Origin of the sequence: Chitinophaga niabensis, assembly GCF_039545795.1 — a bacterium.
Lineage (GTDB): Bacteria > Bacteroidota > Bacteroidia > Chitinophagales > Chitinophagaceae > Chitinophaga > Chitinophaga niabensis_B.
On record NZ_CP154260.1, the window covers coordinates 1,991,249 to 2,015,031 of the forward strand.

General features: G+C 47.1%; 14 protein-coding genes. 7 read left to right on the top strand and 7 right to left on the bottom strand.

Annotation, left to right across the window (positions count from 1 at the left end; all coding sequences use genetic code 11):
* Positions 1-7 precede the first annotated feature (7 nt).
* From AAHN97_RS07990 to AAHN97_RS08015, 6 genes are all read left to right on the top strand, one after another.
* Positions 8-1,498 (top strand): RagB/SusD family nutrient uptake outer membrane protein, encoded by a 1,491-nt coding sequence (locus AAHN97_RS07990; protein ID WP_343307044.1) that lies wholly within the window; start codon positions 8-10, stop codon positions 1,496-1,498.
* Positions 1,499-1,515: 17 nt separating this feature from the next.
* Positions 1,516-4,326, top strand: a complete 2,811-nt coding sequence (locus AAHN97_RS07995; protein WP_343307045.1) for a SusC/RagA family TonB-linked outer membrane protein — start codon at positions 1,516-1,518, stop codon at positions 4,324-4,326.
* 18 nt (positions 4,327-4,344) lie between these two features.
* Entirely contained in the window at positions 4,345-5,832 is a 1,488-nt protein-coding gene (locus tag AAHN97_RS08000) for a RagB/SusD family nutrient uptake outer membrane protein (RefSeq protein WP_343307046.1), read from the top strand.
* A gap of 73 nt (positions 5,833-5,905) precedes the next feature.
* Entirely contained in the window at positions 5,906-10,531 is a 4,626-nt protein-coding gene (locus tag AAHN97_RS08005) for an acetylxylan esterase (protein ID WP_343307047.1), read from the top strand.
* 8 nt (positions 10,532-10,539) lie between these two features.
* Positions 10,540-14,277 carry a fibronectin type III domain-containing protein gene (locus tag AAHN97_RS08010; RefSeq protein WP_343307048.1) on the top strand — a complete coding sequence of 1,246 codons (3,738 nt, stop codon included), beginning with the start codon at positions 10,540-10,542 and terminating at the stop codon, positions 14,275-14,277.
* A gap of 15 nt (positions 14,278-14,292) precedes the next feature.
* Positions 14,293-16,101 carry a glycoside hydrolase family 88/105 protein gene (locus AAHN97_RS08015; protein ID WP_343307049.1) on the top strand — a complete coding sequence of 603 codons (1,809 nt, stop codon included), beginning with the start codon at positions 14,293-14,295 and terminating at the stop codon, positions 16,099-16,101.
* A 59-nt stretch (positions 16,102-16,160) separates the two neighbouring features.
* On the opposite strand, the gene AAHN97_RS08020 is transcribed toward AAHN97_RS08015, so the two are convergent.
* The 3 genes from AAHN97_RS08020 to AAHN97_RS08030 form a co-directional block, all read right to left on the bottom strand.
* The gene (locus AAHN97_RS08020; protein ID WP_343307050.1) at positions 16,161-17,702 is read right to left on the bottom strand and encodes a glycoside hydrolase family 28 protein; all 1,542 of its coding nucleotides are present in this window, start codon (positions 17,700-17,702) and stop codon (positions 16,161-16,163) included.
* Positions 17,703-18,162: 460 nt separating this feature from the next.
* Positions 18,163-18,981, bottom strand: coding sequence for an SDR family oxidoreductase (locus AAHN97_RS08025; RefSeq protein ID WP_343307051.1), 819 nt, complete (start codon positions 18,979-18,981; stop codon positions 18,163-18,165).
* A gap of 92 nt (positions 18,982-19,073) precedes the next feature.
* Positions 19,074-20,030 (bottom strand): c-type cytochrome, encoded by a 957-nt coding sequence (locus AAHN97_RS08030; RefSeq protein ID WP_343307052.1) that lies wholly within the window; start codon positions 20,028-20,030, stop codon positions 19,074-19,076.
* Positions 20,031-20,200: 170 nt separating this feature from the next.
* On the opposite strand from AAHN97_RS08030, the gene AAHN97_RS08035 reads away from it, so the two are divergent.
* The gene (locus AAHN97_RS08035; protein WP_343307053.1) at positions 20,201-20,845 is read left to right on the top strand and encodes a hypothetical protein; all 645 of its coding nucleotides are present in this window, start codon (positions 20,201-20,203) and stop codon (positions 20,843-20,845) included.
* Positions 20,846-20,865: 20 nt separating this feature from the next.
* Here the strand turns inward: AAHN97_RS08035 and AAHN97_RS08040 are convergent, their stop codons facing one another.
* The 4 genes from AAHN97_RS08040 to AAHN97_RS08055 all read right to left on the bottom strand — a co-directional run bounded on the left by AAHN97_RS08040 (position 20,866) and on the right by AAHN97_RS08055 (position 23,745).
* Positions 20,866-21,147 (bottom strand): hypothetical protein, encoded by a 282-nt coding sequence (locus tag AAHN97_RS08040; protein WP_343307054.1) that lies wholly within the window; start codon positions 21,145-21,147, stop codon positions 20,866-20,868.
* Between the two features lie 66 nt (positions 21,148-21,213).
* Positions 21,214-21,966 (bottom strand): SDR family oxidoreductase, encoded by a 753-nt coding sequence (locus AAHN97_RS08045; RefSeq protein ID WP_343307055.1) that lies wholly within the window; start codon positions 21,964-21,966, stop codon positions 21,214-21,216.
* Positions 21,967-21,989: 23 nt separating this feature from the next.
* Positions 21,990-22,730: an SDR family oxidoreductase gene (locus AAHN97_RS08050; protein WP_343307056.1), complete on the bottom strand. Its 741-nt coding sequence runs from the start codon at positions 22,728-22,730 to the stop codon at positions 21,990-21,992.
* An 85-nt stretch (positions 22,731-22,815) separates the two neighbouring features.
* On the bottom strand, positions 22,816-23,745 hold the full coding sequence (locus AAHN97_RS08055; RefSeq protein WP_343307057.1) for a helix-turn-helix domain-containing protein: 930 nt from the start codon (positions 23,743-23,745) through the stop codon (positions 22,816-22,818).
* Positions 23,746-23,783 lie beyond the last annotated feature (38 nt).

The following is a 23,783-nucleotide window of genomic DNA, read 5'->3' on the forward strand; positions in this document are numbered from 1 at the left end:
AACGAGCATGAAAAAATTATTCTTCTTCATATTACTTTCACTGCCGCTGATCACTTTCCAGGCCTGTGAAAAAAGGCTGGACATTGTTCCCGCATCTGTTTCTCCTGAATCCCTCATCCTGTCCAGCGTGGATGGATTGAACGGAGGACTCAACTTTGCTTACCAGCAGTTGCATACAGACCTGGGCAGGCATTTTACGATATGGTCTGAATTACTGTCGGATCATTTATTGGTAAGAGGTGGCGCTGTATTGCCTACGCAGCAGTTTATCTATGACCGGAACCTCGATGCGGTTGCAACGGAGCCGGTGAGTTCTACTGATCCCCGCCTGGTGAGCGATGTGCGTTTGCGGGATATGTATAACTGTGTGAACACGGCCGCGCTTATTTTGCGTGCCTGTGAAAACGGACTGGCGGAAAGCGATCTTACCTATGCCGATAATAAGGACCGCATCATGGGAGAATGTTATTTCCTGCGTGCCGTTTGCCATTTTGAACTGGTAAGATATTGGGCGCTTCCATGGGGCACTACGGCAGATAACAGCCATCCCGGCATTATTATTAATGAACAACCGGTGGATGACCGTATAAGCCAGATCAAACCACGCGCCAGCGTTGCAAAGGTATATGAGTTCATTATCCGTGACCTTCAAAAGGCAGATAGCCTGCTGCCGGAAACCTTTGTTCAGGGTGTTCATTCCGGTGTTTATAAAGGCCGTGCCTACAGGGATGCCGCAAAAGGATTTCTGGCAAAAGTATATTTCCAGCAGGGCAATTATGTACAGGCAAAGGAAATGATCGATCAACTGATAGGCAGTACACCTGGTGTGATCACGGGGTATCCGTTACAAGCCAGTCTCACGCAATTGTTCTCAGCCAGGGGAGCGGAAAATACAGATCCCGAATGTATCTATCAAACCACGAGTTCCACGGCTATCAATGCTTCACAGGCTACCTACTGGAACAGCACCAACCCGGAAAGCATTTATCCAAGATCTGCAACTGTTGCCTCCAAAGGTATTGCTACCATGCAGTTTATAACAGATGCACATTTCTATCCGCAGGACCTGCGGCTGACCCTGTTCAAAACATTATCTGACGGAAGGATCAGCCCCACGAAATACTGCCTCGTGGATTTTTTCAATATACCATTGATCAGATCTGCAGAAATGGTACTGGACAGGGCAGAGATCTATGCATCAGACAACCGGCTGGAGGATGCGGTGGCAGATTGTAATACCGTACGGCAAAGAGCGCAGATCCCTTTGCTCACCATACCTATTTCCAAAGAAGCATTGCTGGATTCCATCCGTACAGAACGCATCCGTGAACTCTGCTTCGAAGGAGACAGGTTACATGATCTCAGAAGAAAGAAACAAATGGTGCTGCCGGGTGAACGCGCCGGGATACAACCGCTTGCATGGAACAGTAAGGACCTTGTGTTAAAATATTCACAGGAAGACATGGCAAGGAATCCGCAGCTGGAAAATAATTACTGATGAAAATATCACTTCTCATGATAAGAAAAATATTTACAGGCCTGTTCCTGTTGCTGGGCATGGTAACTGTGGCTACTGCACAGGTAGACGCAGATTCTTTGCTGGTGCAGGCAGGTTACCGTAAAATACCTGCAATTTATGTAGCAGGGTCTATCGCTTCTTTAGGAAGCAGAGCGATGGAGAACCTGGTGGTGCCCAACCTGAAAGCTGCCATGCAGGGAAAGATGGCAGGTGTGCATACGGTTCAGGCAAACGGGATGCCATCCGCCGAAGTGGCGGTGAGGGTAAGGGGAACAGGTTCCATTTATGGGGAAACAGAACCTTTGTATGTAATAGACGGGATACCTGTATATGCAGGCCCGCGTGAGATCGCGCCGGAAGGCATTGGTGGAAACTGGGGGGCTGTGTTCAATGCCTTAAGTGATATCAATCCTATGGACATAGCATCTATACAGGTGTTGAAAGATGCAGGCGCCGCCGCTATTTATGGTGCAAGGGGCGCCAACGGCGTCATCCTGATCACTACTAAAAATGCCAGGCCCAACAGATCTGATGTGCGGCTGGATTACTATACCGGCATCACACAAACCACTAACCGGGTTCGTTTATTGAACGGGCCGGATTATCTCCGGTTGCTGGATCAGGCCTGGCAGAACAGCGGGCAAACAGGAGAAGGCCCCCTGCCGGTTGTTGAAGGTTTCAACAGGGCCACTGCAACAGGTGTGAATTCAGATCATTTATCACAGGTGCTGGGTCAGGGGAGTGTGCAGCAATTATCTTTATCCGCCTCAAGTGGTACGGCCAAAAGCGCTTTTTACTTTTCGGGTTCTTACCGGAAGGAAGCGGGCATACTTACGGGTAATGATCTTACCCGTTATACCGGTAAGGTTAAATTTACGAATCAGCTGACCTCAAAACTTAGTATCAATGCAAACATTGGCATGAACTACAGCGAGTACTTTAATATGCCTGTTGGAAGAAGTGAAGGTGGAGGTTTTGGCGCCGCACAAAGGAACCTGCCGGTATTTCCATGGTACCATCCGAACGGCACCTATTTTTATGCATCAGATCCCGCTGTGTACCATCTTCCCGGTTCTAACATTATGAGCTTTATGAGTAAGAATGATTATGATAATGAAGAGCAAACGAAACGGGTGTTTGTTGCAGCAGGTTTGGGGTATAAGGTGATGAAGGGACTGGAATTACGGGTAGATGCAGCGATGGACCAATACTATCATACCCGCCGTGATTACATCTCCAAACGTTTGCGGTATGGATCAGTTGGTTCAGGTACCGGCCGCGAAGGTACTCCTCTTGCTTATGCGGGTTACGAGAAATATTCTGAAAACGTATACAACCTGCTCGCTACGCTTTCCTATAAAAAGATAAAGGGCGCACATAATCTTTCCGTATTGGGAGGGTTTGAGGTTTACTACAATGATAATCCTTATTTCTTTGCAGAAGGAGAGGGTTTTGTGAGTGATTTCCTGCGCCAGCCGGCTGCTGCGGCTTACAGGAACCAGATCACGCCTGAAGCATTGGTGACCAATGTGAATGTATTGACCGGTTATTTTGCTACTGCGGATTATGTGTTTAAAGAAAGATACTTATTGAACGCGACTGTGCGGGTAGATGCTTCTTCCCGTTTTGGCGCGGATAATAAGTACCAGGTATTCCCGGCTTTATCCGCAGGTTATATTTTCTCCGGTGCACTAAAGTTGCGTGCGAGTTATGGATGGACGGGCAATTACGGGATCGGCAATTATTCTTCGCTGGAAAGATGGGGCATCAGCCCTTCTTCCCGTTACCTGTTACAGGCAGGTGTGCATGCATTAGGACTTGGAAGCCCTTCGCTTAAACCGGAAAAACAGGAACAGATCAATATAGGGGCGGATTTTTCCTTGCTGAAAGGCCGCATCAGTGGATCCCTGGATATATACAACCGTACCACAAAAGATATGATACTCCTGTTCCCGGTTCCCTTGTCCTCCGGTGTAAAAGAACCTGGTTTGTTGTTAAATGGCGGCGCTATGCGTAACAGGGGCATTGAACTGAACATCGCTTCCAGAAACGTGCAGGGCGTTTTCACCTGGAATACGGAACTTTCCATTGCACATAATCAGAATAAGATATCAGACCTGGGAGGATTATCGCCGGACCAGGTGAGTGCGCATAAAAACATCGTTAACTATACCGGGCATGCTGCCGGTGTTTATTACCTGGCGGAATATGCGGGAGTAGATCCTGCAACAGGGCAGGAGCTGATCTATGACCGCGACCGTAAAGTGGTACCGGCTATATCCGCTGCCCGGATAGACAGTGCACGTATCCCGCATTTTAATAAACCTTCTGCACCTAAGTTTTTCGGTGGGCTGAATAATATTTTCACGTATAAGAATTTTGACCTCTCTGCCTTTATCACTTTTTCATATGGCAACTACCTGCTGGATGAAGGTGAGCGGGAACTGAGCTACCTGAAAGGAAAGAATAACCTGCTGGCAACAGCCACACAGGCTTCTTTTCCGAAGTTGCGTTACAACGATCCTGTTGCAGGCAGTAATACCACCCGCTTTTTACATGATGCTTCCTATCTCCGTATGAAAAATCTCACACTGGGGTATGCTATCAAAAAAATAAAATTCCTGAAAGAAGCAAGGATATATCTCACTGCGCAGAACCTTTTCACCCTTACCCGTTTCCCCGGTTGGGACCCGGAAGTGGCAGGCAGTTACCTGACTAATGCGGAAAGAAGTTTAAACCAGGGTATCACTTATATGGACCTGCCGCAGGTAAGGAGTTTTGTGGCAGGCATCAATGTGAAGTTGTAATTTTTAAAAAGCAGTAACATGAAGAAATTATTATTCATATCGTTGGCAGCTGTCCTTATCGCCGGTTGTTCAAAATACATCGATGAACCGGATAATTCCACCCTGACCACGGAGATGCTGTTCAATTCCAGTCGTGACCTGGATAACCTGTTATACGGGGCTTATGGCGCTATTGCCAATAATGCTACGCTGGCCGGTAACTGGCGGGTTTTCCCGGAATTGCTGGCAGACCAGGTAACGGTGAATGTGGCGGAGCCTTCTACCGCAGACCCTTACACGAAATTGTACGACCGCATACTGAGTGAGGCAGAATACGCAGATAATTATCAGCAGGCTTATATGGCTTTGCAAAGCGCTAATACGGCCATATACGCTATAGAGAATAACCTGATCACTAAAGCAAAGGACCCGGAGTTTTCTGATTCCACACGGAACAGGATATTGGGAGAAGCCTATTTTATCAGGGGATTGGTACATTTTGAACTGGTGCGTTATTATGGTCATCAGTACGGGTATCATTCAACGGACGCGAACAGCGGCATCGTACTGAAAATAAAACCTATGCTGAATGTAAAAGGCATTGCTGATATAGAGAATGTGAAACGTGCCACCGTAGAGGAAGTGTATCAACAGGTGATCCGTGACTTCAAAGATGCGGAAAGCCTGATGCCGCCTGTACCGCTTCGCCGTGGCAGGGCAACTAACAAGGCGGCGGCTGCTTACCTGGCCCGGGTATATTTTCAGATGAATGATCTCCCCAATGCGCTTATACAGATCAATAAAGTGATCGGTTCCACGCCTGGTTTCATAGATCCGGAATTCAAGCTGGTGCGCTCACCGGCAACCGGTAATTTAACTACTGCACAAACAGTGGCGAATGTAAGCGCCGCATTTAAATCCTCCGGCACTTCACTGAAAGTATCGGAGAATATATTTGATCTTGTGGGCGTTGCGGCTTACCCCGTGAATGGTGTAATGAACCGGAAATATTACCGGACCACCGCTGTGAATCCACAGCTGGCCATCAGTAATGCCTATATGACGGAAGCTGCTTTTGCGAACAACGATGCCCGTAAAACAGGTTTGATCACTACAGCCAACGGTAAAAATTATTCAAAGAAGTATGATCAGGCACTGATGAACATCCCGGTGATACGTTCGGCAGAACTGCTTCTGGACAGGGCAGAGATCTTTGCCCTGCAGGGTAATACGGCGGATGCAACGAAAGATGTGAACCTGGTCAGGGACCGGGCTATTCCCTTATACAATATGAACACGGTGATCACTCCGGCTAATATACTGGCAGAAGTGAGAAGGGAGCGTATCCGCGAACTGGGGTGTGAAGGAGACCGGTTGCATCAGCTGCGCCGGATACAGTTGAATATAGGACCAGGCGACCGCCCGGCGGTATCTCCTTTGCCCTGGAACAGCAATAAGCTGTTGTTTAAGATACCTGAAGCAGAAATAAGAGCAACAAGAGGGGCCATTGTTCAGAACCCTGATTGATAAATAGTAAAAGTATAACCGCACCATGCAACGGAAATGTATTTTAGTCTGGATCTTTTTAATGTTAACGGATATGATATCCCATGCCCAGGAAAGCGATCCTTTTGCACCCTGGTTAACAGGGCAGCCGCCTGCTGTGGCGGAGGACCTGGGTACTGAGACAATGGCAGACGGTATCCGGGTACAGAAGCTGGTATTTCGTTCGCGAACAGGATCATTTGTTTATGCGGCCATTGCTTTTCCTGCCGGCAAGGGACCTTTTCCCGGTTTGCTGAGATTACATGGCGGAGGTGGTGCGGCAGATATCCCTGCTGCCATCAGTTCTGCAAAAGCCGGTTATGCGTCTATAGTGATCGATATTCCCGGCATTGCAGGTGTAAAGGCAAGAAGCCCCAAAACTACAGGCCCCTGGAATGGACGGGCTATGATCACGGCAAAACCGGATGTAACTTATAGCGCTTTGTTTGATGCCGTATTAAGTTCCGTGCAGGCATTCTATTTACTGCGTGCGCAGCCTGGCGTTGATAAGAACAGGATGTGCATTGCAGGCGCTTCATGGGGTGGATACACTGCTACGATGGTGGCTGCTTTACTGGATAAGGATAATACGGCCACCTGGTCTGTATTCGGGTCCGGCAATTTTGAGTTGGGCGCTTATGAAAAAGATCATATCAATAAGCTGCCGGCAGATGAACGCAGCAGGTGGCAACGCTGGCTTGATCCGGGAAGAAGGGCGCAAAATATCAGTAAGCCTTATTTCATTTCTACAGCCTCTAACGACAGGCACTGGTCATGGATGGCAGTGCAGGCCACCAACGCGCGGATGAAAGGACCGGTGAACCAGTTCTATTCTCCCAATGATAATCATGCCATCAATTACCGCGGCGCCAAAAACATGCTGCGTTTCTTTGATCACTATGTAAAACAAACAGCGCCGCCATTACCGGTGGTGACAGCCGAAAAAACAGTACGCCTGAAAGACGGAAGGCTGCAGGTGAATTTTACTGCAAAACATGTTGAGCATGTTGTAAAAGCAGAAGTATACTATACAGGTAAAGACAGCATCTGGACAGCCAAAAAATGGATACCGGCAGCAACTGTTAAAAACGGCAACGGATTTACAGCTTATCTGCCTTCCTCTGAAACATGCTACTGGTATGCCATTGTAAGTGCAAAGAACGGAAATGATACGATAGCCTGTTCCAGCCTGGTACAGGAAGTTGACCCCGCGGCAGGATTGCCCCTGATCTTCCATAGCGGGGAAACGGCAGGCGCAGGTGATGTGTTTGGATTGCAAGGCACGTATTTCGGTCAATGGCCGGAAGTTTGGTATGCGCCCATTGAAGGTGATGAGAAAACATTGAAGCCTGCAGGCAAATTATCTGTGCTCAGTGCATCTGACAGGAATATCACGGCGCAATTACCGGATACAGGTATTAAAAAAGGCCAGCTCCTGGCAGTATGGGTAAAAAACAGCTACGGGTTTAGTAAACCAGTATTCCTTAATAAGGCAAGAGCTGTTTCCGTTGAACATGATGAGATCATGCCTGAACAATCATTTCGCATTTTTGGCCGTAATCTTGTTGCTGAAGGCTATCAGCCGGTAGTGCAACTGAAGGCGGGAAAAAGTATTTTAGTTGCAAAAACAGATCACGCGGACGCATATACGATAACTGTAACCGCTCCTGCCGGCGTGAAGAAAGGAGTACGGTATTCTATTATGATCAGCAACGGCGCCGGTAATGCATGGGGCACATCCCTGGCGGAGGAGCATATTACAGGACGTGCGCCGGGTGCAGATCCTTTCCATCTAAAGGTGCCCTGGGGCGCGGACTTCTCTTTCTCAAAAGAAAGATATAATGTAAAAACGGATCCGCGTTTAACTGTAAAAGCTAAAGGGGATGGTTTAACGGACGACAGGAAAGCCATTCAGCAGGCAATAGACCTGGTACATAAAAAAGGCGGCGGTGTTGTATACCTGCCTGCCGGTAAATATAAATTAGAGATCCCTTCTGGTAGCGGATTGGTGATGCAGTCTAAAGTAGTGCTGCAGGGAGAGGGGCCGGAACAAACGATCATTCAATATGGCTATGGTACACCTCCGCCGTATCCTAATCCTATCGGTAAAGGCGGATGGCCTGATTCCACAACAGATGGCGTAGCTATCCTATGGCCTTTGAAAACAACGCTCAGCGGCCTGTATAACCTGCAGGTGCAGAATGTGAATACCAGCGGCCGCTGGCGGCACAGCCTTAAAAATATGCAGCCAGCCCTGTTACAACCGGGTGCTGCGGGGTCAAAATTCTTTGTTTCCCGTTGCATATTTGATCTTGCCGTAGCCTGGGGATTATCCTGGGGGTATGTGGACCGTATGGTGATCACAGATTGCAGTTTTGAATCAAAGGCACAGGTAACATGGCCATGGATGTGGCATTGCAACGGATCTACCAATTTTGTGGTCCGCAATAATATCTTCCGTTACAGTGCAGGGCGTTTTGGTTTTAATGAAGCTTATAATGGTATCATCGAGAACAATCATATTACCCGCCTTGGTGATCTGCAAACCGCAAAAGGAGAAACCGGCGGGTTCAACATTGATTATTCTTCGGATATCATGGTGCTGAATAATCGAATGGATGTGGAAGGAAGAGAAATTGAGTACCATAACCAGGGGGAAACCATCTTAAGCCAGGGAGGGGATCCTAAACAAATGGATGCGGGCATTGCTACCGGCGCTACCAGTAACACACTTACAGATACAAAGAAGAACTGGGGCCTCATCAGAACGCCCAGGCTCAATTCCTGCGATGTGATCGCTATTGTAGATGGAAAGGGAGCAGGGCAGTGGAGAAGGATATTGAAGAACAATGCCGGCACCATTACAATTGAGCGCACATGGGAAGTAATACCGGACCAGAGCAGTCATTATATACTCACGCGCTGGTCTGCAGAAGACTGGCTGGTGAAAGGAAATATACTTGAGGGTAATAACCGCGGCATCTGGTTCTATTGTGGTAATACAGATGTTGCCATTGTGAACAATCAGCTCACTAATTCAGAAGGGATCTATTTAAGGGCAGATCAGCGGCTGGCGATAGGCAGGTATAACCTTACCTGGAATACACTGGTGGCAGATAACAGCGTGATCAATACAAACGGGCTGCGTCCCGCTTTTGTTTGCAACACACTGGCGCTGGTATCGCCGGATTCTCTTTTCGGCCTTGGGTCTATTGGGGTAGAGATACGCCGCAACTATGTGCAGGCGCATCAGCCTAACAGCGCCTCTTTTGTAAATGGAGAGGGGTATTGGAATGAAGTTCATTCTAAACTGCCTGTTAAACCAGGAGTGACCGGTGTGATAGGTACTATTTTCGATCAGAATAAAGTGGCCTATGCGGATACGGGATACAGGCTGCATCATAACATTGATCAGACCATTGTTAAAGATCCTGTTTACCGGCAGGTGAAAGCAAAGTATACAGTACCGGGTAACACGGTTTTCCTGGATGAACACCGTCCGGATAATGATCCCTTTACACCTTTTCTCACGGGCGAAGCGCCTGCTGTTATAAAGGAATTGGGAGACAGTGCTGCGGAAGGTGTAACCATCAGGAAACTCCTTTTCCACTCCCGTGATGTACAAACGGCAGAAGGTGTTGTTCCTACAAAGATATTTGCAGCAGTGATCCGCCCTGCTGCGCCGGGAAAATATCCCGGCCTGCTGGTATTACATGGCGGTGGCGGAACGGCTGAAATAGAAAGAGGTATCCGCTGGGCCAGGCAGGGTTATATTGTGGTAACGCTGGACCTTCCGGGGATCACGGAACCGAAGAAGGCATTGCAATCTTCCGGTCACTGGAAAACATTTACCTATGGCACCCAGCGTTTCACAGCAAAGCCCGATGTTACACACAGTACTATTTTTGATGCGGTACTGGCCGCCCTGCAGGGCTTGTACCTGCTGCATGATCAGGCGGATGTGCTGAAAGGCCGTATAGGGGTTACCGGTATTTCCTGGGGCGGTTATATGACCACTATGCTTTCAGGGCTGGCAGCGCCTTATGTGAATGCTTCCTTCTCTACTTACGGCGCAGGGTTTTACGATACAAATTCTGTTTTCCTTAAAGACCTGGATAAAATGCCGGCAGCAGAACGCGCCACCTGGTTGAAATACCTGGATGCCGGCCGCCGTGCAGGGAATATCAACGCACCTTTTTTTATTGCTGCGGCATCCAATGATAACTGGTTTTATCCGCCTGCAGTGATGGCTACTTTGCAGGCTGTACATGCACCAACGAATCACTTCTTTGCACCTAATGCCAATCACACGGCCCCCGTGCCTGGAGGCTCAGGCAGGAAAGAAAAGGTAGGAACGATGGATATGGAACTGACCTATTTTAATTATTACCTGAAGGGAGATGGCATGCCACTTCCTGTTATAGCAGAAGAAACATCTGCCGTACAATTTTTTGTGGAGAGCAAAACAACCATAACAGATGTATCCGTGTATTACAGCACAGATACCTTATGGACAAAACGTAAATGGATTGCCTGCAAAGCGATGCCGGTAGAGGGAAAAGCAGGATGGTACTATGCAATATTGCCGGATAATATACGCCAGCCCGGAACCTGGTGGTATGCCAGCGTTTCAGATGACAGGCCGGTTACCGTATCCGGCAGAATGATGGAATTTAAATAGGCGTGAAGATGTTAAAGAGCTGTATTATTTTACCTGTTTTGCTATTGAGCCTGGTGATGCATACGAATGCCATCATCCGGGTTCCTGCGGACTGGAAACAGAAAGGATTTATTATTCAGTTAAAGGATGACCTGCGGCACCCGGATATTTCCTGGCCGGTTACATTGCTGGAATACCAATTAGATTTTGGCACTAACGGACCTGCTGACGGCCATTTTTCAGTGATTGATGAGCGCAGCGGTAAACAAGTGGCGTTCCAGTTAACAGATAGAGGTGAAAAGAACGGGCGGGCTACGTTATTGCTATTATCTGATCTGCCTTCCGGCGGAGAAAGGCGGTTCCGGTTATCAGCGAATGCGGCTGAGTTTTCAGCATCTGTGCACATCAGGCAGGAAAAAGGAAACGTAGTGATGTCCAATGGCCTGCTGCAACTGACGATACCATCTCCGGGCACTATCATTCCGCAACCACCTGTTATCCGTTTCGGGAATATGGCCACAGGTGAGTTGCCTGCTGCTTTCAGTAAAGCAGGGATGCAGGTGAAACAATTGGAGAAAGGGCCTTTGCGGGTAACATACGAAGTAGCATATACTTTTCCCGGTAATAAGCGCTATAAAACGCTGATACGTTTAACTGCCGCCATGGAGTTTGCCGAACTGGAAGAGATCATGAGTGGTTTTTCTGAAAAAGATGCCATGGCCTGGCGGCTGGTATGGAATGGGCTCCGGCCAACAGTACGGTATGCGTCAACCAGGTCATCCGGTACGCAGAGAGAACCCATGGAAGGGTACAGTGAACAGCTCTTTTCCGAAAAGCATCCTTATCAGCGCAGTGATCAGCAAAACGATAGTGCAGGAACATTACCTTTTCGTTTGTCCGTTTATGATAACTGGATGAGCTGGTGGCGTTTGCCAACAGCTGCTTTCTGGAATGAAGAGGCTGGCTCTGTAACGGCAGGGCTGTTTATAAAAGATGCAGAAAAATGGAATGACGGGCAGTATCCGATCGGCGGTTCAAAACCAGGATTGAGTATTTACTACCATTGGAAGAATAATATACTGGATTACAGTTTTCCACTGGTTACAGGCTCACGTTCCACTTCATTGGCAGTTTATCCTCATCAGAAAGACAGTGCATCCCGGTTTGCTTATATTGAGGAACTGCGCCGTTATTATGGCTGGATCTCACTAAATAAAACAAAGGATTGGATACTTGATTATGAAGCACCGGATGGAGTATCTCCTAAATATTTTAAACCGGAACTGGCAGCAGGAAAACTAAGTACCGGCGGGCTTGAGCAAAGCCTGCGGAACATGGTGGGTTCTGTAGCTAAGGGTACAGAACGGAATGGAGGTCCTACACCGGTAGGCTTAAGAGTATGTTATGAATCCCTGGCGCCATCTTTTGATATTAATGGCAATAAGATGGATGCGGCCCAATACAAAAAGCTGAGAGCCTGGTTTTTGTTCATGAGTTACGTATGCATGGATGAAAGCCTTATGCCCATGCGTAACATGTTAAGCGGGCATCCGAACTTCCTGATGGATATTAAAACAGTACCGGCGCTGTGCGCATTTCTTTTCCCTGGTCATCCACAGGCGAAAGAAATGGCAGCGCATTTTGAAAAGGCGCTGCAACTGAATTACAATTTCCATATCCGGCCTGCAGTGCTCCCATGGAATGCAAAAGCAGGGAGGTGGACGGAGAACCTGGCCACTTACACATGGGCGGCTCTACGGCCTGCTTTACGTACCGTGTTCCTGTTACAGCATTATTATGACGGAAAGAACCGGATGCTGCAACCAGGTGTATCCGCGTTGGGCGACTGGCTGTTGCATACACTCACACCTCCTATGCAATTTTCCGGGAACCGCCATACCTATCCGCCACAGGGCGCACATGCACAGGATTTTAAAGAGGGGCCGCCTGACCTGTTACGTGCATTAGCACAACAGCTGGTATATTATGATCCCCTGCTGGCGGAGCATATCTTTTGGGCCACCAGCCATACAGATAAACCCTTTGAAGGAGAGAAGGAAAAAACAGCGGTATGGAAGGAACTCCTGAACGGCGAATGGGCTGCTAACAAAGGTACAGCACCGGACCTTCGTTCTGCTAAATATACAGGGTACGGTATGATCCTGAGAAAAGCAGATATGCAGGTTTGGCTGCAGCAAATAGATAATGGGCCTAACTACCGCTGGGGGCGTGCTGCCGGCGGCGGCAATGGTGTGATCTACTATTATGCCAATGGAAAACGTTACAGTTTTAACGGCCCGGAAGACGTAGGAGACGGACCTTTCGGAGATGTGGAACGGTGCACCAATTTTGGAGTGAAGAAAGCACCAGGATACAGAGAGATGGGTAATTACAGAAGTATTGGGCGCGGAGATCTTACAGCACCCATGTATGACTTCGGTTTTGCGCAATCTGCTACCGTTACGGGCATGTATCATTCCCGCAGCATCCTGCAATCCGGTGCAGATTATATCGCTGTGTATGACGATGTGGTAAATGACAGCGCGGAAGGCCGCTTTTCATGGTTCACCGGGAAAGAGGATGAATTCCCCGCCATTCACCAGGTGGTGCCAGGCGCTTTACCTGTGGATGCGGATCCTGGTCTTCCTGCCAAAGGAAAGTATTATGATGGTAAGGGGGATTTCCTGACCATTGTTACCCATCTGCCTGCTTTAAAAGTAGTGAAGCAATCATATGGATGTACCGTATTGTCCGGCAACGGCGATACAGATCTTGTATTCCGCAACGGCTCATGGATCAGCTACCAGGAAAAAGATATTCGTTTCAGCGGCAGGTCCGGTATTATCAAAAGATCTGCTGCTGCATTATTCGATGGTAAAGAAATAGCCGCGGGAGGATTAAACATCCGGCTTACAACAGCCGGTAATACAGGCATCGGCTTTGAAAGGATAAAGGATGGTTTTTCAGGAACCTGCCAAAGTGCTGTTTCGCAGGAGGTGCGATTTTATATGGAAAATGCCGGTACATTCACTTTCTACCTGGATGGGCTACCGGTGAAAACCCGCAGGGATGCAGACGGATCATTCACCGTTCATTTTCCGGATGGTATACATCAATGGCAATTCTCTGCCAGCGGGTCTGTGCCGGGTAAACCTGTGATATTGGGCACCGTTAATAAAAGCGGCGGTTGTGAAGCTGAATGGACGAAAGTGCCCGGTGCCAGCGAGTATCAATTGCAGCTGAGTAAAGACAATGGCAGTACCTGGCAATCCGTGCGCACTGTGGCCGGCTTAAGGAATGGAATAAAGATACACCTGCGCGTGATGGCAAAGGGTGCAGGAGGCTGGGGAGAACCATCTGCTGCTTACCCGGTATATATCACGGAAAAAGTACCGCATTGCCCTGAGGGTTTAATGGTGGAACGGGATAGTACCATTTCCTGGGGGCAGGTGTTGGGTGCGGGTTATTACAGGTTATACCGGCGAATAAAAGGAGATACAACATGGCAGCTGATATATTCCGGTAAAGAGCGCAGTTTCACTGACAAAGAAAACCGTGTCTGCGAATATGCGGTAACGGCGGTGAATGGTAATGGCGAAAGCAACAGGAGTATTTCCTGCGATACGGACCCTGCTGATTTCCTGAACTGGTATCCGGATCCCTTTGGCCCGTTCAGAAGAGATACAGAAAACCACGAAAACGGATTCCCCGAATATAACCCATTTACAGAAGATAAGATGCCTGTGCTCAGGTATCCAGGAAAATGACAATAATAACCGGATATGAAAACATTATTTAAATTTTTACCCGCTCTTGTGCTGACGGGCTATGCATCCAATGCATCCGGCCAGTATAAACCAGAGCCATCCACTGAACCCTTAACACTCATTAAAGCAGTAGCAGACAGGATCATCAGGGAAACGCCTTTTGCTTTTCAGTTAGTGCTTCCCGCACAATCGGCGGATTTTGATTTTGTAAAGCATGTAGACCTGGGAAGGACCTTTGGCCTGGGAAAACCCGCCGTAGCTTATGCATTGAGCCAGTTTGAAAGCAACGCCGATACTTCATTCATTGTACAGGTTAGTCATAATGACGGCCTGAAGATCTGGATCAACAACGCAGTGGTGTATGAAAAGAACGGGAACAGGCATGTAAATATCCAGCCAAAAGAAAGGGATATTGTATTGGAATCTTCCTTTCCTGTAAAACTGAGAAAAGGTAGTAACAGGATATTAGTAAAATCGGAAACGAAAGGGGAAGAATGGATCTTTTACCTTCAGCCCAAAGGAGCGTTGATTGAAGAGCGGATACCGGGTTGCCCCAAACTATCCATTGAGAATATCCCATTCATCTCTCCTGAAGTGGCAAAGCTAAGCAACTGGCTGGTGATAGGGCCCTTTGATGGATTGCAAAAAGCATATGGACCTGAAAAAGAATTTTCGATCGGCAAATTATATACGGAACGTGGCAAAGAATTAACATGGACCATCCCCAAAGTAGAAGTCTTTGGGGATATGATAGATCCAAAGCCTTACTGGGGTACTTATTATAACTGGAACTATCACACCGGCGGCGTAGCATGGGCTATGGCTCATCTGGCAGAGGCAACGGGTAATAAGAAATATGATGATTTTTCGAAAAAGTGGACGGATTTTATGTTGGAAAAAAAACCGTTCATCGGTTACCAGGTGAATACACTGAATGGTTTCCGGTCCATCAACCATCACCTTTTCCATACACCACTGCTGGACTTTACCGCGGCGCCGGCCCTACCTTTTATCTATCGTTTAAATAAACATAAACAATTCCCTAATCGTGCAGGGTATGAATCCTTTGTGCATACCATCAAAGATTATGTACTGAAAGAACAGATCCGGTTACCGGGAGGTAATTTCACACGTGAAACGCCCCGGAAATATACTACCTGGGTGGATGATATGTTCATGGGCATCCCTTTTATTGTACAGGCGGCACTAGGTTCGGATGATGCTGATGAGAAGAGTAAGCTAATGGATGATGCGGCGCAGCAGATACTGGCCTTCAATCAACAGGTATTCGATACCAGCATGAACCTGTACCGCCATGCGCAGTATTCAGGCAGCCATGCAAAGATGCCTTACTGGTCGAGAGCGAACGGATGGGGGATATGGGCTACTGTGGAAGTATTGCAGCATCTGCCTGTTGCACATCCTGACAGAGCTAAGATCATGGCATATTATAAAAAACATGTTGATGCCCTGGTTAAACTGCAAAACAGGAATAGCGGATTCTGGCATAATGTATTGGACCGGCCTGACAGTTATGAGGAAGTATCCGGTACAGCCATATTCACGATGGCTATTGCCAAAGGTATTAATGAGGGTTGGCTGAACAGGGAAACTTACCTGCCGGATGTGCTGCTGGGATGGAAAGCGATTTCTTCTTCGATTGAAGCAGACGGAACAGTGCATAACATTTGTGTAGGTACCATGAGTAGTGAGGATGTAGCGTATTACATGAACAGGCCCAAAATAGATAATGATTCGCATGGCATTATCGGCCTGGTTTTCTCGGCGATAGAAGTAGATAAACTGTTGAAGAAAAAGCTATAAAAGGAAGAGGTCGTATCATTGCTTTTGATACGACCTCTTCTTATTCAGATGTTTTTATTTTATAATTTAGCAGTACCTGGTGGTTCATTCTTTGTTAACTTCACATCCTTACTTTCTGCTCCTTCTATTTTTACAAAATTTTGTGCGGTTCCTTTTGCTTTTACGCCACTAATATTGGCCTTGTTTACATTCTCCAGCCTTATAATGGCTTCTGCGCCTTCCGTTGCAGGGATATTCCAGTCATTGAGCGTTACGTCCTTCCCGTCTTCACAAACAAAAGCAGGGCGGAGGTCATTACTGTTCAGGTTGAATTGAATGTTCTTCAGTTTTAAACCTTTCACGTGCCTGGCCCAGATGCCGTATGCTGGTACTAATGGACCAAAGGTTTTCACTTCGGGATATTTATCGATGGCTTCCGGTACTACCTGGCGGGCATTTTCTGCTGTGCCGCCACCGGCGAGGTCAATCTTGATATTTTCCAGGGTGAGACCGGTGATATAATGGCCGGGTACGCCTGTAATGAGAATGCCGGAGGGTGGCATCAGTTGTGCGTTCGCAGCTGCCTGGGCAATCACATTCCTTACGGTTACATTTTCCATGGTGCCGGTTTGCTGCTGTGTGTCTTTGCCTTTGCGGAACACGCTGAGCCTTGAGCCAAGGCGGAAGAGCATGGGCGTTTTCACATTCACCATTTTGATGTCGGAGATGTCTACATTCCGGAGATGTGCACCATCAACTGTCAACAGTTTGATGCCGCCGTTGTTGGTATCGTAGATGTAACAGTCGGAGATCTTAATGTTTTCGAAAGGGGCCATGGATTCAGTGCCCATTTTAATAGCACCATGGCCGCTTTTTAAACGCATGCGGGTAACAACAATGTTATTGCAACCCATTTTGCTGGAAGTGGTTTTGAAACAAAGCGCATCATCTCCGCTTTGAATGTCGCAATCGCTGATGCGTACATCCTGGCAGCCATCGATATCTATACCATCATTATGCGGAACGCCATGGCTTACGATCTTCACCTTCTCTATATTTACTTTTCTGCATTGGAAGTAGTGGGAGGTCCATGCGGCGGAGTATTTGAGGGTGATATCTTTTACGTTCACACCTTCGCATCTTACAATACGTACCAGGAATGGACGGCGCCCCCAGCGGAGGGATTCTGAACGCGTATCCGTGCGGATCTGTTGTTCTTTTAGTTTAACGCCCTGCCCGTCTATGGTGCCGTTGCCTTCAATGCCGATGTTCTTTGCATCTACGGCTACCAATAAAGCCCATCCCACATCAATGCCGAGGCCATCCGTGAAGGGGTCCATATTCTTATAATCGTTAACATCCGTGCTGCCCAGCAGAACGGCATCCTGTTCAAAATGCAGGGTGACTTTATCTTTCAGTACGATAGTGCCGGAAAGGAAGGTGCCTTTGGGGAAGATCACTTTGCCGCCGCCACTGTTATGGCATTCGTCAATAGCTTTCTGAATGGCTTCGGTATTCGGTTTCTGCCCATCGCCTACAGCGCCGTGGGAGGTAATGTTTACATCTTTGGCATTAATGCGCAGGCATGCCAATAGCAACAGGCAAAGCGTTATAGCTCTCATAAAGTGGAAATTCGTGTAAGCCGAAATTAACAGTTGTGGAGAATAAATCAAAGGTTCAGGGAAGATAATACCGGATACGGAGAAGATGACATTGGTATTATCAGGAAGAAATAGTCAGTTTTTGAGTAACAAATATTTAACAATTCACATGGGGTACTTAATCTCAAGATTGACAAGGGATTGTAAATTTAGTTAACACGTCATTAACCAATTGATAACAATAAACAGATTTTTTTTTAAGCGTTTCCCAGTGTAGAACAATCTTTTCGTACAGGTTAGATATATACCGAAAAGGGAGCGTGATAAACCTCAGTCCATAGAATAAATTTTTTATTCCACTGTCTTTATACAGCCTATATATAAAATCCCATCTGGTAAGGTTTTGTTTCATATTTAGCATTTAAATTCAAGAGGTCCTTCTACTAAGAGTATAAATAGCAGGATAAAGGGTGAATCCTTTTTACAAAAACAGGTCCGGATGTAATGGCCCGCCGGGAGTAACGGCGTATTTTTCCAGGTCGGTGATCCCTTCGTCCTTTAATACATCTTCATCAATAAAATTATTGCCGGTGCAAACAGCGGAAGACCTGCTCAGGATGTAGTATACCGCGTCTGCGATAATATCCGGTTTGCGGCTTCTGCTGATAAGTGCTTCGCCTCCCAGGAGATTCCTTACCGCGGCAGTGGCAATAGTAGTAGCTGGCCAGAGAGAATTGGCGGCAATACCATAAGGTTTTAATTCTTCCGCCCATCCTAATACGAGCATACTCATATTGTATTTGCTGATGGTATAAGCCACATGCGGGCCCAGCCATTGCGGTGCCAGATTGATGGGAGGGGATAAGGTGAGTATATGCGGATTGTTGCCTTTTTTCAGCCAGGGGATGCAATGCCGGGTAACAAGAAAAGTGCCCCGCACATTGATATCATACATCAGGTCGAACCGTTTGGCGGGCGTTTGTTCTGTATTCGTCAGTTGTATAGCGGACGCATTATTGATGAGGATATCTATTCCGCCGAATTTGTCCACGGCCTGCTGAACGGCCTGTTGAATATTGGCTTCGTCCCGGATATCCACCTGTACGGGCAGTGCTTTGCCACCTGCTTTTTCCACGGCTTCTGCTACGGAAAAAATAGTGCCGCCAAGACGTGGGTCTTCTTCCACACTCTTTGCGGCAATAACGATGTTAGCGCCTTCAGCAGCCAGTTTGAGGGCAATCGCTTCTCCGATGCCTCTGCTGGCGCCGGTAATGAAAACAGTACGGTCCTTGAAAGTCATATTGCGATCATTTTACTAAAGGTATGTTATTATCCTTTATACATGACCTGCTTTGTGATGTCGTAATTCAGGGTTTCTATGGATTTTTATTTTCATTTTACTTCTTTGGGGGTAAAGGTGCTGGCAATGACGTTGCGCACCGGTTTAAGTGTTTGCAGATAATTATAAACAGCTTTCAGTTCAGTGTCAGACATTCCCTTGTAAGCACTCCAGGGCATAGGGGAGCCTTCAACGATCCTGCCTAAACGAAAGCGGGCGATAAAGTTTTCCTCACTCCAGTTGAAGATGCGGCTGCTGGAATCCGGGGTGATGTTTGGCGGGAAGAAAGTGCCCAGGCGTTCTTCCATGGGTGTACCGCCTGCAAAAGATTCCCCGATAAAGTTACCTGCCAGGTCTCTGGCCGTGTGGCAGCCATTACAGTTGGCGATATTGTGGGCAAGGTATTTTCCATATTCAGCAGAACTGTCCCGCACAACGGATTTGGGAACTTCTCCATGTGGCCCGTTGGGTTTGATCATATAAGCCTGGATGAGATTGCCCATAAAGTTTAGGTTATGTTTTGGTACCTCATTTTTAACAGGAGGGCGGGAGCGGAGGTAAGAGATGATGGCGGTGAGGTCTTCATCACTGGCATCGTGGAAGGACATGAATTCGTACACCGCGCGCCCGTCTGCGTGTACGCCATACCGTAGGATACGTGCAATGGCTTCATCAGAGTATTTACCGATCCCTGTTTCTTCGTCCGGGGTGATGTTTTTGGAATAAATATCCCCCACAGGCAGTTTGAATACTACACCGCCGGATAAAGGAATGTCCTGGCCAAGGTTCAGCAGGGAATCGTTGTTGGCGGTACTGTGGCAGTCCATACAGTGGGCGGGACCGAATACCAGGTGTTTCCCATGAGCGATCACTGCACTGTCTTTCGAGGCTTTGATATCCGGAAAGGGAGCATCGTATTTCAGTTTTTGCCGGAAAGGGGTCAGCAGCAGGATAATTGCGATGGGTGTTAATACTATTATCGCCGTCCATTTGAGGATTTTTTTGATCATGAGCCTTGGGGTATTTTTGTTTTCTGAGGCTAAGGTATTGCAGGGCTGAGGGAGCTGAAATGTGAAAGTGGGTGAGTTGGGGGAATTGGGGGATGAATTGGAGATATGGAATCGGGTACTTTTTTCATCTTAATGTTATGAGATACCTATACCTGTTTATCGTTCCGTTTATGGCGTGTCATAAGGTTACACGTACACCTCTTTTATTCCAGGGAAGGGGTTTTGTTTTGTCTGATACACTTTACAATGTAAGAGCAGAATATGAGGAATATGATGGCTACGCAGCCTATCCCATTTATTATAAGGGGGAAATGCGCGATACCATAGGGATTGCTACGATGTTCAGGCGTGGAGATATTAAGAACCGTAGGTATTTCGATGAAGCAGTGCATGGATATACTTCAGATCTGAAATTGTTTGTGGATACCAGTGTGAAAACCATGATTGAATCAATGACCTATAAGGATAGCAGCCGGACAACAATTGATAGCGTTGTGAATAAAAATGCTTTCCTCCTGACTATCAAAAACGGCGGCGACAGTTTGTTTTTTATTGGGGATAGCTATTATCTCCGTTCCGTATGCCGGGAGGTGAAAAACAATCAAGGGGATTGGGTAAGGGTAGAAAAGAGGCTGGAGGTGCCCTGTATGACGCGGGATATCCTCTATCTGAAGCCGGGTGAAATAATCATTTCGAAGGTTTACAGGTATAAAGGCAATGTGCTGGTACCGTGCCGGGTGGTGTTGAGTAATATGGGGAGTAAGGTTTATTCTAATGTTTTTATGGATAGTGTGGATTCCTGTTTGCTGGAGTGATACTCAGCCGGATATTTGGATCATAAGTTCTCAATAACGGCTATTTGCGGTACGATCTTCATGTTTTCAATCAATAGTCGCTGTTTCCCATTTTCATAAGCCAGGAACAGCCCTGTTTTAAAGATCTTCTCCATAATATTATCTACAGACCCTATGTTTTTGATCTTTACAGTAATCTCTGATGTGTCATGCTGAAATTTCAGAATATCGTTTGGTTTGACATTACCGCTTAATAATTCACCCACTATTACCAAACCTCTGTTGGTTATTTTAAATGTATCTTCTATTCTGAAAGTAGTCATACTGAAAGATATAAAAAAAACCGGACCAATTACCTGGCCCGGTCCCGCAGATCCACTCCCTCCAGCTTAATTAGTCGCGCCGCCATTGACTAACAAGTGCTGTCCTGAAACGAAAGAGGACAGATCACTGGCAAAGAACTCCGCCAGGTTCGCCACATCTTCTACTTCAGCCAGCCTTCCCATAGGGCAGCTATCCAGCAATTGTTTCCTTAATTCAGGGTATGCTTTGGGATCTGCAAAGATGCCGGAGTGATCTACTGCAAAAGGAATGATAGAATTCACGGTTACACCTCTGTGGCCTATTTCTTTGGAAAGGATGTCCACTAAATATCTCGGGGTGGTTTTGCTGCCGCCATATACTGCCATACCGGGAACAGGGAAGGAGGTCGTACTGGACGCGATGTAAATGATCCTTCCATTATCAGCTACATGTTTTGCGGCCTGCTGCATGGTGAAGTAAGAACCTTTGGTATTAATGGAAAACACTTTGTCGAATTGTTCTTCTGTGAATTCTGTTACGGGTACTTCCACCATTTCAATCCCTGCGTTCGCTACCACGATATCTATCTTTCCAAAGGCAGCGATGGCTTCTGCGAATAATCTTTGCAGGTCTGCCACTTTACTTACATCTGCCTGTACGGCTATGACCCTTGCGCCCATGGCGGTGATATTGCTGACTACTTCATCGGCAGAAGATTTGTCTTTAGAATAATTGATCACGATATCTGCGCCGAGAGCTGCGTAACGTTCGGCAATAGCTTTCCCTAAGCCCCTTGCTGATCCTGTGATCAGGGCTACTTTGTTGTTTAACCTGTTCATGTCTTTAGTTTTTTGAAAATGAATTATGCCATACCGCCGTTTACGCCAATATTTTGTGCGCTGATCCATTTGGCGTCATCGCTGGCGAGGAAGAGAACGAGGCCGGCAATATCATCCGGTTCGCCAATGCGGTTGAAAGCGGAGAGAGATGCGAGGCGGGCTATCACTTCCTGGGATTTACCGTTAGTGAAAAGCTCTGTATTGGTAGGGCCAGGAGAGATGGAGTTTACATTGATGCCCCTGCTGCCTGCTTCTTTTGCAAATACCCTGGTGAGTTGTTCTACGGCTGCTTTGGTAGCTACATAAGTACCATAGCCGGGCAGCATAATACGGAGAACGGAAGTGGAGAAGTTGATGATGCTTCCTTTGTCTGCCAGGCGGGTAGCAGCTTCACGCATGGTGTTGAAAGTGCCTCTTACATTGATGTCGAACTGGCGTGTGAACTCTTCGTCTGTTGTATCTTTTATCAGTTTGGTGATCATGATGCCGGCATTATTCACCAGTACATCTACTTTGCCATATTCAGCAATGGTGGCATCAAAGAGTGCTTTCACCTGTGCAGCGTTACTTACATCTGCCTGGATGGCGATAGCATTTCCGCCCTGTTGTTTGATGCCGTTCACTACCTGTTCGGCGGCATCTTTGCCACCTGCGTAGTTGACCACTACACTGGCGCCTGCATTAGCCAGTTTATGTGCAATGGTAGCACCGATACCTCTTGAGGAACCTGTTACGATGATTACTTTTCCTGTTAGCGTGCTCATGATTTTTTGTTTTAGTTTGATAGAACAAAGATCATCCGTTTTGAGCGCCCGGGAAGACGAGTATTTAACAAAAAGATACAAATTCCTAAGAAAGGTGTTGTTTTCTGAAGAGAACAGGGGAGAGGTCCGTATGTTTTTTGAAATAGTTGGAGAAATGGGTGGATTCTGTAAAGCCCAGCTGCCAGGCGATCTCTTTAATGGAAATGGAGGAATTCTGCAGCAGGGATTTGGCTTCGGCAATGGTTTTCTCCGATATCCAGGTGCCAATGGCCTTGCCGGTTTTGCTTTTGATCACATTGCTGAGGTAATTGGGGTGGAGGTTCAGCTCGTCTGCATAGTCCTGTATACGGTAAGGCTTGTCTGCCTTGCCGCTCATAAGGTCCCGGTAGTGCTTTTCCAGCGACCTTTTAAAGGTCTTTACGATCTGGGAGCTTCTGTTGCCTTCATATATAGGATTATAATCTTCCCAGAAGTATTCCTTGATCTTCAGGAGCAGTACCACAAACAGGTTGCCGATGAGGCGGTTCCTGTAGAGGGAGTTTGAAAAGTATTCTTTCTCTATCTGCTGGTACAGTTGTTCAAACTGGGCAAAGATCTCCGGTTTCAATACCCTTGGCGGTACGGTTTCCGCCAGCAGGAAGGGGAATTCCTCGAAGATCTTTGGGTGTACATTCTCTTTCAGGAAGGATTCGCTGAGGGTAATAAGGCATACTTCCCGCATCTCCTGCCAGTGAAAGGATTTAAAATGACCCGGGTTGGTGAAGTAGATGGTGCCGGGTACGGTGCTGAACACCTGGTCGTCTGTCGTATATTGTCCGGATCCGTCTTTTACAAAAACAAAGGAGAAGAAATTGGTCCTGTACACCGGCGATTTGTAGGGCAGGGTATCGTGTATGTCTTTCAGATTATGAATAGTGAAATCGGACTGTACATCGATCTTGTCGAGTGGAAGGCCCAGGTACACGTATTGATCATACAGCCTATTAAAAACCAGTTTTTCGGTTGTTTTTTTCATGGAATACAAATATACACATGATGGGGCAGGATGCTAAA

Excerpts from the sequence above, each read along its gene's own strand:
- AAHN97_RS07990 (WP_343307044.1), top strand. The coding sequence starts at position 8 with ATGAAAAAATTATTCTTCTTCATATTACTTTCACTGCCGCTGATCACT.
- AAHN97_RS07995 (WP_343307045.1), top strand. The coding sequence starts at position 1,516 with ATGATAAGAAAAATATTTACAGGCCTGTTCCTGTTGCTGGGCATGGTA.
- AAHN97_RS08000 (WP_343307046.1), top strand. The coding sequence starts at position 4,345 with ATGAAGAAATTATTATTCATATCGTTGGCAGCTGTCCTTATCGCCGGT.
- AAHN97_RS08005 (WP_343307047.1), top strand. The coding sequence starts at position 5,906 with ATGATATCCCATGCCCAGGAAAGCGATCCTTTTGCACCCTGGTTAACA.
- AAHN97_RS08010 (WP_343307048.1), top strand. The coding sequence starts at position 10,540 with ATGTTAAAGAGCTGTATTATTTTACCTGTTTTGCTATTGAGCCTGGTG.
- AAHN97_RS08015 (WP_343307049.1), top strand. The coding sequence starts at position 14,293 with ATGAAAACATTATTTAAATTTTTACCCGCTCTTGTGCTGACGGGCTAT.
- AAHN97_RS08020 (WP_343307050.1), bottom strand. The coding sequence starts at position 17,702 with ATGAGAGCTATAACGCTTTGCCTGTTGCTATTGGCATGCCTGCGCATT.
- AAHN97_RS08025 (WP_343307051.1), bottom strand. The coding sequence starts at position 18,981 with ATGACTTTCAAGGACCGTACTGTTTTCATTACCGGCGCCAGCAGAGGC.
- AAHN97_RS08030 (WP_343307052.1), bottom strand. The coding sequence starts at position 20,030 with ATGATCAAAAAAATCCTCAAATGGACGGCGATAATAGTATTAACACCC.
- AAHN97_RS08035 (WP_343307053.1), top strand. The coding sequence starts at position 20,201 with ATGGCGTGTCATAAGGTTACACGTACACCTCTTTTATTCCAGGGAAGG.
- AAHN97_RS08040 (WP_343307054.1), bottom strand. The coding sequence starts at position 21,147 with ATGACTACTTTCAGAATAGAAGATACATTTAAAATAACCAACAGAGGT.
- AAHN97_RS08045 (WP_343307055.1), bottom strand. The coding sequence starts at position 21,966 with ATGAACAGGTTAAACAACAAAGTAGCCCTGATCACAGGATCAGCAAGG.
- AAHN97_RS08050 (WP_343307056.1), bottom strand. The coding sequence starts at position 22,730 with ATGAGCACGCTAACAGGAAAAGTAATCATCGTAACAGGTTCCTCAAGA.
- AAHN97_RS08055 (WP_343307057.1), bottom strand. The coding sequence starts at position 23,745 with ATGAAAAAAACAACCGAAAAACTGGTTTTTAATAGGCTGTATGATCAA.